We start from the raw sequence: 10,658 nt of genomic DNA on the forward strand, positions 1-10,658 counted from the left end.
AGAGCGGGATATGGGGCGGTGAAAATTGTCGCCACAGATCGAAGGAAAAAACATGTCGCGCGAATTGATTTCATCGGGGTCGCCGTTCGAGGCCGAGATCGGCTATTCCCGGGCCGTCGTTCAGGATGGTTGGGTGTTCGTTTCGGGCACCACGGGCTATGATTATACGTCGATGACCATGCCCGCAGATGTCGCCGATCAGTGCCGGAATGCGCTGAACACCATCGCCGGGGCGCTGGCCAAGGCCGGCACCTCGATGAGCGACGTGGTGCGCGTGCGCTATATCCTGCCCGACGCGCAGGATTTCGCGAAATGCTTTCCGGTGCTGAAGGAATTCTTCGGCGAGGTCCGCCCGGCGGCGACGATGATTTCCTGCCCGCTGATGGAGCCGGAAATGAAGATCGAAATCGAACTGACCGCCCGCCAGCCGCAAAACTGAGCCACGCCAGCAAAGGTATCCCGCCGCCCGCCTGGACGCGGCGGGATATCCATGCGCCCAAGGGGGCTGGGACACTGGGCCCGGTGTGCCCGGCGCAGACCCGCGTTTGACCCCGCAAGAAGCCGCCGGGACTGGCATAGGCACTGGACCTTGGCAGCAACTTGGTCCATATGAATAAGAACGATTGCCGGAGGGTTTCATGGGCATTATCAACAGCGTTCTTCGTCTTGTGACCTGGTGGAATGGTCAAACGCTTGGCACCCAGCTTTTCACGTGGCGTCAGGGCGTCAGAGTGGGCGAAGACGAGCAAGGCAATATCTTTTACCAGACCCGCGATGGCAAACGCCGTTGGGTGATTTACAACGGCGAGGTCGAAGCGACCCGCGTCAGCCCCGATTGGCATGGCTGGATGCATTTCACCTATGATCAGCCCCCCACCAAGGACCCGCTGGTGCATAAATCGTGGGAAAAACCGCATCAGGAAAACCTGACAGGCACCGCCATGGCCTATGCCCCCGCAGGCTCGATCCGCCGCGCGGCCCCCGCCGTGCGCGCCGATTACGAGGCCTGGCAGCCGGAATAAGGCTCAGATGTCTGAAAACAAAGCAGAAATCCTTGTCGGGGGCGCCGTTCTTGCGGTCGCCCTCGGGTTTCTTTTATTCGTCTCGAACAGCACCGGCATCGGCGGCAACCGCGATGGCAGCTATGAGCTGACCGCATCGTTCCGGTCGATTCAGGGCATCTCGGTCGGCAGCGACGTGATGATGGCCGGGGTCAAGGTCGGCACGGTGACCTCGCTGGAGCTGAACCCGACCACGTTCCGCGCTGACGCTCGTTTCAGCGTGCGCGACGGGCTGGACCTGCCTGATGACAGCGCGATCCTGATTTCGTCCGAGGGTCTGTTGGGCGGCAATTTCGTGGAAATCGTGCCCGGCGGATCGCCCTTCAACATTGAACCCGGCGGCGAGATCGAGGACACCCAAAGCGCGGTCAGCCTTGTGACCCTGCTGATGAAATTCGCCGCTGGTGGCAGCAGTTCGGACGCGCCCGACTCGGGGGCCGCGGAATGAATCGTCTGGTTCTGGTGCTGGGGCTGGCGCTGGCCGGTCCGGCACTGGCGCAGCTGTCGGCAATCGAGGTCACGCCGCTGGACGAGCCTGCCGTGACCGAGCAACCCTTGCCGCCCGTAGACCAGCCCTTGACCCCGGACGACACTGTTCCCGGCTTTAGCGACCCGCAGGCCCAGCAGCCGGGGTTTCAGGACGATGTGATCGTTCCGGTGATCGAGGAAGAGCGCGCCGAGACCGCCAAGGGCGGCGTTGTGCGGGTGCTGGACCGGGTGTCGGGCCAGCTGACCGATCTTGAGATGGTCAATGGCGACCACACCACCATCGGGCGGATTTCGATTGCGCTGGCCGAATGCCGCTATCCGGCCGATAACCCGGCCTCGGACGCTTATGCCTATCTGACCATCCTCAATGTCGGGGCCGATCTGCCGGTTTTCGAGGGCTGGATGATCGCCAGCAGCCCGGCGCTGAATGCGCTGGATCACCCGCGTTACGACGTCTGGGTGATGCGCTGCAGCAATTCCTGAGGACCGGGGATCACCGGGCCAAAGAAATCGGCCTCGCCCATGATCGCTGGCTCTAATCGCTCACGATAGTCAGCCTGCGGAATTTCGATTCCACCCATGCTGGCCAGATGCGGCGTCAGAAATTGCGTGTCCAACAGGGTGAATCCGCCCTGTCTCAGCCTATCGACCAGATAGACCAGCGCGATTTTCGAGGCATCGGGCCGGCGCGAGAACATGCTTTCGCCAAAGAACGCTTGCCCCAGCGCCACGCCATAACAGCCGCCAACCAGCGCATCGTCCTGCCATAGTTCGACCGAATGGGCATAGCCCATATGGTGTAATTCAACGTAAAGATCATAGATCGTATCGTTGATCCATGTCTCGTCGCGCTCGGCGCAGGCGGCGACGACGCTGCGAAAATCTGTATTGATAGCAATGTCATAGGGCGCGCGTGCGATGGTCTTGCGCAGGCTGCGCGACACATGCAGACCGTCCAGCGGGATGATGCCGCGCAAGCGGGGTTCGACCCAGAAGATTTCCGGGTCGTCCCGGGATTCGGACATTGGAAAAACCCCCGAAGCATAGGCATGCAGCAGCAGTTCGGGGGTGAGGTGGGGCTGATCCATTCGGATCAGCCCTGAAGGTTGGTTTCCAGCCAATGCTCCAGCCAGTGAATGTCGTAATTCCCGGTCTGGATATCGGGTTCCTGCAACAGCGCGTGGAACAGCGGCAGCGTGGTGTCCACGCCATCGACGATCAGCTCGCCCAGTGCCCGTTGCAGGCGGGCCAGCGCCTCGTTCCGGTCGCGCCCGTGCACGATCAGCTTGCCGATCAGGCTGTCGTAATAGGGCGGGATCGAATAGCCGTTGTACAGCGCCGAATCCATCCGCACCCCCAGCCCGCCGGGGGCGTGGAACGCGGTGATCTTGCCGGGGCAAGGGGTGAAATTCGGCAGTTTCTCGGCGTTGATCCGCACCTCGATGGCGTGACCGTTCAGTTCCAGATCGTCCTGAGTGAAGGACAGAGAATTGCCTTCGGCCACACGGATCTGTTCGCGCACCAGATCGACGCCGAAAATGCCTTCGGTGACCGGGTGTTCGACCTGCAGACGGGTGTTCATCTCGATGAAATAGAACTCGCCGTTCTCGTAAAGGAACTCGATAGTGCCAGCGCCGATATAGTTGATCTTGGCCACGGCATCGGCACAGATCTGACCGATCCGGGCGCGGGTTTCGGCATCGATCGCGGGGCCGGGGGCCTCTTCGAACACTTTCTGGTGGCGGCGCTGCAGCGAGCAGTCGCGTTCGCCCAGATGGACAGCCTTGCCTTTGCCATCGCCAAAGACCTGAATCTCGATATGGCGCGGCTTGCCGAGATATTTCTCGATATAGACCTCGTCATTGCCGAAGGCGGCTTTCGATTCCGAACGCGCGGTTTGGAACGCGGTGTCGATATCCTTGGCCGTCTTGGCCAGTTTCATGCCGCGCCCACCGCCGCCGGCGGTGGCCTTGACGATCACCGGATAGCCGATTTCCTCGGCCACGCGGCGCGCGTCTTCCAGCGTCGGAACGCCGCCATCGGAGCCGGGCACGCAGGGCACGCCCAGATTTTTCATGGTTTCCTTGGCGGTGATCTTGTCGCCCATCATGCGGATGTGTTGGGCGGTGGGGCCGATAAAGGCGATGTCGTGATCTTCGACGATCTGCACGAAATTGGCGTTTTCCGACAGGAAGCCATAGCCGGGGTGAATCGCGTCGGCGCCGGTGATTTCACAGGCCGAGACGATCGCCGGGATCGACAGATAGCTCTGGTTGCCGGGGGCGGGGCCGATACAGACCGATTCGTCGGCCATGCGCACATGCATGGCGTCAGCATCCGCAGTCGAATGCACGGCCACCGATTTGATACCCATCTCGCGGCAGGCACGGATCACCCGCAGCGCGATTTCTCCACGGTTGGCGATCAGGATTTTCTCGAACATGGACCGTGCCTTATTCGATAATCATGAGGGGGGCGCCGAATTCAACCGGGGTGCCGTCCTCAATCAGGATACGCTTGACCGTGCCACCGCGGGGCGACGGGATCTGGTTCATGGTCTTCATGGCTTCGATGATCAGCACGGTCTGGCCTTCGCTGACCTTATCGCCGACCTGCACAAAGGATTTTGCGCCCGGTTCGGGCTGCAGATAGGCCGTGCCAACCATGGGCGAGGTCACGGCGCCGGGATGCTGGGCCGGATCGTCGTTTGTTGCCGCTTCTGCCGCCGCAGCGGGTGCCGCAGCAGCCGCCGGGGCCGCCGCAACGGGGGCCGCAGCCACCGTGGTAATAACCTGAGTCTGGCGGGCAACCCGCACATCAAGTTTGTCGTCTTCGCCATATTCGCGTGTGACCTGCAATTCGGTCAGGTCGTTTTCGCGCAGCAACTCGGCCAGAGCCTGAATGAATGCAACATCCGCGTCGTGGGAGTGTTTTGTCATGCCGTCCTCGATCGGTGAACCTTGGCCCGCTAGAGGCGGGTCTGACTTAGTTTGTGGTCTGCTTATACGCGACGCAATCCGCTAGGAAAAGCGCCCCGTTCCGTTTTCTGTGCTATTGCCGGGTTTGGCGTTGTTGCGAGACGCCGATTTTTCAGGCAGGCAAGAGGATGCGCGCTTTTGCCGGTCGCGGTGCGACACTGCGTCAATCCTTACGGTTTGATAAAATCGGGTTCGCGTGCCACGGTCGAAACAACAAGAAATGACACGGAGACTGCCTGTGACCAACCGTCAGCTGACCCCCGGCGTGGTGTCCGGGCGCCTGTCCCCGCGCGACTATCGCGATAATTTTGCTGAAAAAGCGCCGCCGTTCGAGCCGGCCCAGGCCTTGGTCGCCGCCGCGCAATGCTTGCTGTGTGACGATGCGCCCTGCATTCCGGCCTGTCCGACCGGCGTCGACATTCCGCTGTTCATCCAGCAGATCGCGCAAGGCCATCCCGATGCGGCGGCGAAAACCATTTTCGATCAGAACATCCTTGGCGGCATGTGCGCGCGGGTCTGTCCGACCGAAATCCTGTGCGAACATCACTGTATTCTGGTCGATGGCAAGGACGGCCCGGTCGAGATCGGGCGGCTTCAGCGCTTTGCCACCGATTCCGCGATGACAGAGGGCGCGCATCCCTATACCCGCGCTGCCCCCACCGGGCGGCGGATCGCGGTTGTGGGGGCGGGGCCTGCTGGTCTGTCCTGCGCCCATCGTCTGGCGATGAAGGGCCATGACGTTGTGCTGTTCGACGCCCGGTCCAAGGCCGGTGGCCTGAACGAATACGGTGTCGCCACCTACAAGACCGTGGGCGATTTCGCGCAACGCGAGGTGGCATGGCTGACCGGGATCGGCGGCATCACCGTCAGGACCGGGCAAATGCTGGGCCGCCAGTTGACGCTGGAGGCGCTGCGCCGGGATTATGACGCGGTATTTCTGGCGATCGGTCTGGCAGGGGTGAACGCCCTGCGCACCGAGGGCGAGACCATCAGCCATGTCCATGACGCGGTCGATTTCATCTCGGCGCTGCGGCAGGCCGAGGATCTGGCCTCGGTGCCGGTCGGGCGTGACGTGGTGGTGATCGGCGGCGGCATGACGGCGGTCGATGCAGCGGTGCAAGCCAAGCTGCTGGGGGCCGAGACCGTCACCATGGTCTATCGCCGGGCCTCGGGGCAGATGGGCGCCAGCGAGGCCGAACAGCATCACGCCGCGTCAAAAGGGGTGCGGATCATCACCGGCGCCGCACCATTGCGTATCATCGGCGATGGCGCGGTCGAGGCCGTGGAATTCGCCCATACGGTCGAGGAAAACGGCACTCTGACCGTGACCGAGCAGACCTTTCATCTGAAGGCCGATCAAGTGTTCAAGGCGATCGGGCAGGTGTTGCAAGGCACGCCCGAGGGGCTGCAACTGTCGGGCCGCAAGATTGCCGTCACCGGGCCGGGTCGCACCAGCATGGCCGGCGTTTGGGCCGGCGGCGACTGTGCGGTGGGCGGGGATGACCTGACGGTGACTGCCGTGGCTCAGGGCCGCGATGCCGCCGAGGACATCCACACTCTGCTGACTACGGATTGAAAAAACGTGCTATCCTCTGAGCCTGCACAGGGAGGATGCATCCATGAGTGACACTGATAAAAAGATCGTCGGTCACTATCAGCTTGGCGATCTGTTCGAACAAATCACCAACGGGTTGCGCGAAATGGGCAAAACCATGAGCGCACTTGTGCCTGAAGACCTGAAGCCCGTGGATGAATTCCACATCGGCGGGTTCGAGGCCACCAAGGCGCTGTTGGACCAGTTGAAAATCGACAAGACAACCGATGTTCTGGACATCGGTTGTGGCCTCGGCGGCACCGCGCGTTTCATCACCGCGCAATATGGCAGCGCCGTCACCGGCATTGACCTGACGCCGGATTTCGTCGAGACCGCCAAGAAACTCAGCGCCGCGCTGGGGATGAAGGCGTCGTTCTCGGTCGGCAGTGCGCTGGACCTGCCGTTTAAGGAGGAAAGCTTTGATCTGGTTACGTTATTCCATGTCGGGATGAATCTGCCGGACAAGCCGAAACTGTTCTCCGAGGTGGCGCGGGTGTTGCGTCCGGGCGGCAAATTCGCGGTCTATGACGTGATGCAGACCGGCGATCAGCTTCCGGCGTTTCCGGTGCCGTGGGCGTCAGACAAGTCGCAATCCTTTGTCGAGAAACCCGAAGCCTATGTCGCGGCCGCCACGGCTGCTGGTCTGACGCTGGACACCCAGCGCGAGCGCAGCGGCTTTGCTGTCGAGTTCTTTGAAAAGCAGATGGCGCAGATCAAGAACATGACAAAGATGCCCTTCGGCTTGCCAATGTTGATGGGCAAGGATGCGGCGGAAAAGATCGGCAATATGAAGAACGCGGTGGGCGCCGGGCAGGTGGCGCCGATCGAAATGATCTTTACCAAGCCCATGGCCTGAACCAAACCCTGACCCGTCCTGATGACCGGGGCGGGTCATGGCCTTAGGGGGTCAGCATTCGGGTGAACAGCGTTCGCAGGAATTTCCCGGCCTCGGGGTAGGGGTCTTTGCCCTCGGGGCCCAGATAGATGCGGATCTGCACTTCGAAATCGGCGTAATGCTGGGTCAGCGACCAGATCGAAAAAATCAGGTGCTGCGGATGCACCTGCGCGAGCTTGCCCTGATCCATCCAGGTCTGAAACAGCGCCACTTTTTCATCGAACAGATGCCGGGGCCCGCCCTTGAGCGCATCAAGGAATTGCGGCGCGCCTTGCAGGATTTCATTGGCGAACAGACGGCTTTCGCGCGGGAAATCGCGGCTCATCTCAAGCTTGCGCTGAACATAGTCCAGAATTTCCTCCAAGGGCTCGCCCTCGGGGTCGATGGCCCGCATCGGGTCCTGCCAGTCCTGCATCAACTCGTCCAGCAGGGTGGTGTGGATGTCCTCTTTGGTCGGGAAATAATACAGCAGGTTGGGTTTCGACAGGCCAGAGGTCTGGGCGATCTGGTCCAGAGTCGTGCCTCGGAATCCGTATTGCGAAAACACGTCCAGCGCGGCATCCAGAATGGCGCGGCGGTTCTTTTTCTGGATTCTGGACAGCGGAGGCGTCTCGTTCATGGCGTTTTCCCGCTTAATTTCGACCATTTCGTTGAGCTGAATTTTCGGTCCGTCATGTGTCACGGGGTCGCGCTTGACTGCCCCTATAGCTCTGCTAGCGTCAACATGACCGACTGGTCAAACAAAAAGGGACCGGCGCGCGCACAACCGCAGGTTTTAAAATATGACAGGGAGTGCTTGATATGGCGCTTGATCGCAAGAATGTGCCCAATGATTTATCGGCATTCTGGATGCCGTTCACCGCGAACCGCCAGTTCAAGAAAGCGCCGCGGCTTTTGGTTTCCGCCGACCGGATGACCTATAAAACCGCCGATGGCCGCGAGATTCTGGATGGCACGGCGGGGCTGTGGTGCTGTAACGCCGGCCATAACCGCCCGAAGATCGTCGAGGCGATCCGCGCGCAAGCGGGCGAGCTGGATTATGCGCCCGCCTTTCAGATGGGCCACCCCAAAGCGTTTGAAATGGCCAGCGCCCTGCGCGACATGGCGCCCGAGGGCATGGAGCATGTGTTCTTTACCAACTCGGGCTCAGAGTCGGTCGAGACTGCGCTGAAAATCGCGCTGGCCTATCATCGCGCCCGGGGCGAAGGGCAGCGCACCCGCCTGATCGGCCGCGAAAAGGGCTATCACGGGGTGAATTTCGGCGGCATCTCGGTGGGCGGTATCGTCACCAACCGCAAATTCTTTGGCACGCTGCTGGCGGGCGTCGATCACCTGCCGCATACTCATTTGCCCGAACAGAACGCCTTTACCCGCGGCCAGCCCGAGCACGGCGCCTATCTGGCCGACGATCTGGAACGCATCGTGCAACTGCATGGCCCTGACACCATCGCCGCTGTCATCGTTGAACCGATGTCCGGCTCGGCCGGGGTGATCCTGCCGCCCAAGGGCTATCTGGAAAAGCTGCGCGAGATCTGCACCCGCCACGGTATCCTGTTGATCTTTGACGAGGTCATCACCGGCTTTGGCCGTTTGGGCGCGTCCTTCGCGGTCGAGCATTTCGGCGTCATGCCCGACATGATGACCACCGCCAAGGGGCTGACCAATGGCGTGATCCCGATGGGGGCGGTGCTGACCACCAGCGCGATTCACGACGCGTTCATGCAGGGCCCGGAACATATGATCGAGCTGTTCCACGGCTATACCTATTCCGGCAACCCGATCGCTTGCGCCGCCGGTCTGGCAACGCTGGAGACCTACCGCGAAGAAGGCCTGTTCGAACGCGCCGCCGATCTGGCCCCCTATTGGGAGGCTGCCCTGCATTCGCTGCGCGACGTGAAAAACGTGATCGACATCCGCAACATGGGGCTGATCGGCGCGGTCGAATTGGCACCGCTTCCGGGCGAGCCGACCAAACGGGCGTTTCAGGCGTTTCTGGACTGTTTCGAAAAGGGCATCCTGATCCGCACCACCGGCGATACCATCGCCATGTCGCCGCCGCTGATCATCGAGAAGACCGATATCGACCGGTTGATCGGCACGCTGCGGGATGTTCTGGAAAAGCTGGATTAAGCCCGCCGAAGGCCCGTAAGGAAGGGACAAACCATGGCTCAGGCGCATTTCCCCGACCGGATCAGAACCCTGATCGCACAGGAAATCGACGCCTATATCCCGCGTGCTCGCGACCAGATCGCCCATGGCGATGGCCGGTCCTTGTCAGTGGACTGGCACCGCAAGACGCTGGCCGAGTTCCAATCGGCACTGGTCGAGCCCGCGCCGCTGGAGGTGATCTTTAGCGGCGGGGTCGAGATGGAATGCTGGTCCGTGACCCGCACCAACGGCTGTTACCGCGTGGTTTACCTGCCGATGGCGGATTATTTTTCACTGGTGGTCGAAAGCAAATTCGGCCCCGTCGACATCAATGTTCACGGCGATGCTCTGGGCTGTTTCGGCTCGGTCTGAGAAAGGAAACGGAATGCGAATTATGGTGGCTTTGTGCGGGGTTCTGGCCCTGTCGGCCTGTATGGCGGACGATCAGGCCTATATTTCCGACAAGGCGCGGGCGGCCCTGCCGCCGGGCACCGACCTGTCGACGGTCTGGCGCCGCGACGACGGTTGTTATTTCATCCAGACCCGCGACGAGCTGAGCGGCTATCTAATTCGCGTCACCACGCCGGATGGCGCGCTGGTCTGCGACGACTTGTAAGCGCGGCCAAGGGTCTGACAAACGAAAAGGGCGCCCGGTGAAGGCGCCCTTTTTATTGGCAAAGGACCGGCCCATGACAGGCCGGTCCCCGGTATAGACGCTTATTTGCGGTTCGCCCGGTTTTCGATCAGCTCGTCCACCACCGACGGATCGGCCAGGGTCGAGGTGTCGCCCAGCGCGCCGAAGTCGTTCTCGGCGATCTTGCGCAGAATGCGGCGCATGATCTTGCCCGAACGGGTTTTCGGCAGGCCCGGTGCCCACTGGATCAGGTCCGGAGCGGCAATCGGGCCGATCTCGGTGCGAACCCAGGTGCGCAGCTCTTTCTTCAGATCATCGGTCGGTTCCACGCCGTTCATCAGGGTGACGTAGCAATAGATGCCCTGACCCTTGATGTCGTGCGGATAGCCAACCACGGCGGCCTCGGCGACCTTGGCATGGGCGACAAGCGCGCTTTCGACCTCGGCGGTGCCCATACGGTGACCGGATACGTTGATCACGTCATCGACGCGGCCGGTGATCCAATAGTCGCCGTCTTCGTCACGACGGCAACCGTCGCCAGCGAAGTAGTAACCTTTGTAATCCGCGAAATAGGTTTTCTCGAACCGCTCGTGATCACCCCAGACGGTGCGCATTTGCGACGGCCAGCTGTCCTTGATGCACAGCACGCCTTCGGTCGGGTAGGTGTGGATTTCCGCGCCCGAATGCGGGTCCAGAACCACCGGCTGAACGCCGAAGAACGGCTTCATCGCCGAACCCGGTTTCAGGGCGTGGGCGCCCGGCAGCGGGGTCAGCAGGTGACCGCCGGTTTCGGTCTGCCACCAGGTGTCAACGATCGGGCAGTTCCCCTTGCCGACGTTTTCGTTGTACCAGTTCCAGG

The 10,658-nt window shown here is 61.5% G+C and carries 14 protein-coding genes; 9 read left to right on the forward strand and 5 right to left on the reverse strand.

The window, feature by feature from the left end:
- Positions 1-52 precede the first annotated feature (52 nt).
- The 4 genes from ABYW26_RS04895 to ABYW26_RS04910 all read left to right on the forward strand — a co-directional run bounded on the left by ABYW26_RS04895 (position 53) and on the right by ABYW26_RS04910 (position 2,033).
- Positions 53-439 (forward strand): RidA family protein, encoded by a 387-nt coding sequence (locus ABYW26_RS04895; protein WP_372603672.1) that lies wholly within the window; start codon positions 53-55, stop codon positions 437-439.
- A 199-nt stretch (positions 440-638) separates the two neighbouring features.
- Positions 639-1,022, forward strand: coding sequence for an NADH:ubiquinone oxidoreductase subunit NDUFA12 (locus ABYW26_RS04900; RefSeq protein WP_372603673.1), 384 nt, complete (start codon positions 639-641; stop codon positions 1,020-1,022).
- Positions 1,023-1,029: 7 nt separating this feature from the next.
- A complete protein-coding gene (mlaD, locus tag ABYW26_RS04905; protein ID WP_372603674.1) occupies positions 1,030-1,509 on the forward strand; it encodes an outer membrane lipid asymmetry maintenance protein MlaD in 480 nt (159 codons plus the stop codon).
- Positions 1,506-2,033, forward strand: coding sequence for a DUF2155 domain-containing protein (locus ABYW26_RS04910; RefSeq protein WP_372603675.1), 528 nt, complete (start codon positions 1,506-1,508; stop codon positions 2,031-2,033). Before mlaD ends, ABYW26_RS04910 begins: the two co-directional genes overlap by 4 nt.
- Here the strand turns inward: ABYW26_RS04910 and aat are convergent.
- From aat to accB, 3 genes are read right to left on the reverse strand one after another with little or no spacing between them, the layout of a single operon-like run.
- Positions 1,997-2,638 (reverse strand): leucyl/phenylalanyl-tRNA--protein transferase, encoded by a 642-nt coding sequence (gene aat / locus ABYW26_RS04915; protein WP_372603676.1) that lies wholly within the window; start codon positions 2,636-2,638, stop codon positions 1,997-1,999. The two genes, ABYW26_RS04910 and aat, sit on opposite strands and share 37 nt — an antisense overlap.
- Positions 2,639-2,643: 5 nt before the next feature.
- Positions 2,644-3,993 (reverse strand): acetyl-CoA carboxylase biotin carboxylase subunit, encoded by a 1,350-nt coding sequence (accC, locus tag ABYW26_RS04920; RefSeq protein ID WP_372603677.1) that lies wholly within the window; start codon positions 3,991-3,993, stop codon positions 2,644-2,646.
- A gap of 10 nt (positions 3,994-4,003) precedes the next feature.
- Positions 4,004-4,489: an acetyl-CoA carboxylase biotin carboxyl carrier protein gene (gene accB / locus ABYW26_RS04925; protein ID WP_372603678.1), complete on the reverse strand. Its 486-nt coding sequence runs from the start codon at positions 4,487-4,489 to the stop codon at positions 4,004-4,006.
- A 277-nt stretch (positions 4,490-4,766) separates the two neighbouring features.
- On the opposite strand from accB, the gene ABYW26_RS04930 reads away from it, so the two are divergent.
- Both ABYW26_RS04930 and ABYW26_RS04935 read left to right on the forward strand, forming a co-directional pair.
- Positions 4,767-6,104 carry an NAD(P)-dependent oxidoreductase gene (locus tag ABYW26_RS04930; protein ID WP_372603679.1) on the forward strand — a complete coding sequence of 446 codons (1,338 nt, stop codon included), beginning with the start codon at positions 4,767-4,769 and terminating at the stop codon, positions 6,102-6,104.
- Between the two features lie 43 nt (positions 6,105-6,147).
- Positions 6,148-6,978, forward strand: a complete 831-nt coding sequence (locus ABYW26_RS04935) for a class I SAM-dependent methyltransferase (RefSeq protein ID WP_372603680.1) — start codon at positions 6,148-6,150, stop codon at positions 6,976-6,978.
- A gap of 43 nt (positions 6,979-7,021) precedes the next feature.
- Here ABYW26_RS04935 and ABYW26_RS04940 read toward each other — a convergent pair whose 3' ends face one another.
- Positions 7,022-7,636, reverse strand: a complete 615-nt coding sequence (locus tag ABYW26_RS04940) for a TetR family transcriptional regulator C-terminal domain-containing protein (RefSeq protein ID WP_372603681.1) — start codon at positions 7,634-7,636, stop codon at positions 7,022-7,024.
- Between the two features lie 182 nt (positions 7,637-7,818).
- Between ABYW26_RS04940 and ABYW26_RS04945 the strand changes: the two genes are divergently transcribed.
- Genes ABYW26_RS04945 through ABYW26_RS04955 form a run of 3 tightly spaced genes read left to right on the forward strand, consistent with a single transcriptional unit; the run spans position 7,819 to position 9,781 of the window.
- Positions 7,819-9,147, forward strand: a complete 1,329-nt coding sequence (locus ABYW26_RS04945) for an aspartate aminotransferase family protein (RefSeq protein WP_372603682.1) — start codon at positions 7,819-7,821, stop codon at positions 9,145-9,147.
- Positions 9,148-9,180: 33 nt separating this feature from the next.
- On the forward strand, positions 9,181-9,537 hold the full coding sequence (locus ABYW26_RS04950; RefSeq protein WP_372603683.1) for a hypothetical protein: 357 nt from the start codon (positions 9,181-9,183) through the stop codon (positions 9,535-9,537).
- Positions 9,538-9,550: 13 nt separating this feature from the next.
- Positions 9,551-9,781: a hypothetical protein gene (locus tag ABYW26_RS04955; RefSeq protein ID WP_372603684.1), complete on the forward strand. Its 231-nt coding sequence runs from the start codon at positions 9,551-9,553 to the stop codon at positions 9,779-9,781.
- 101 nt (positions 9,782-9,882) lie between these two features.
- On the opposite strand, the gene ABYW26_RS04960 is transcribed toward ABYW26_RS04955, so the two are convergent.
- A partial coding sequence (locus ABYW26_RS04960; RefSeq protein ID WP_372603685.1) for an AMP-binding protein occupies positions 9,883-10,658 on the reverse strand: 776 nt, incomplete at its 5' end.

This window comes from Actibacterium sp., from assembly GCF_041584535.1.
Classification (GTDB): Bacteria; Pseudomonadota; Alphaproteobacteria; order Rhodobacterales; family Rhodobacteraceae; genus Actibacterium_D.

Bases quoted from the DNA above. Each gene is read 5' to 3' on its own strand.
- ABYW26_RS04895 (WP_372603672.1), top strand. From the start codon at position 53: ATGTCGCGCGAATTGATTTCATCGGGGTCGCCGTTCGAGGCCGAGATC.
- ABYW26_RS04900 (WP_372603673.1), top strand. From the start codon at position 639: ATGGGCATTATCAACAGCGTTCTTCGTCTTGTGACCTGGTGGAATGGT.
- mlaD (WP_372603674.1), top strand. From the start codon at position 1,030: ATGTCTGAAAACAAAGCAGAAATCCTTGTCGGGGGCGCCGTTCTTGCG.
- ABYW26_RS04910 (WP_372603675.1), top strand. From the start codon at position 1,506: ATGAATCGTCTGGTTCTGGTGCTGGGGCTGGCGCTGGCCGGTCCGGCA.
- aat (WP_372603676.1), bottom strand. From the start codon at position 2,638: ATGGATCAGCCCCACCTCACCCCCGAACTGCTGCTGCATGCCTATGCT.
- accC (WP_372603677.1), bottom strand. From the start codon at position 3,993: ATGTTCGAGAAAATCCTGATCGCCAACCGTGGAGAAATCGCGCTGCGG.
- accB (WP_372603678.1), bottom strand. From the start codon at position 4,489: ATGACAAAACACTCCCACGACGCGGATGTTGCATTCATTCAGGCTCTG.
- ABYW26_RS04935 (WP_372603680.1), top strand. From the start codon at position 6,148: ATGAGTGACACTGATAAAAAGATCGTCGGTCACTATCAGCTTGGCGAT.
- ABYW26_RS04940 (WP_372603681.1), bottom strand. From the start codon at position 7,636: ATGAACGAGACGCCTCCGCTGTCCAGAATCCAGAAAAAGAACCGCCGC.
- ABYW26_RS04945 (WP_372603682.1), top strand. From the start codon at position 7,819: ATGGCGCTTGATCGCAAGAATGTGCCCAATGATTTATCGGCATTCTGG.
- ABYW26_RS04950 (WP_372603683.1), top strand. From the start codon at position 9,181: ATGGCTCAGGCGCATTTCCCCGACCGGATCAGAACCCTGATCGCACAG.
- ABYW26_RS04955 (WP_372603684.1), top strand. From the start codon at position 9,551: ATGCGAATTATGGTGGCTTTGTGCGGGGTTCTGGCCCTGTCGGCCTGT.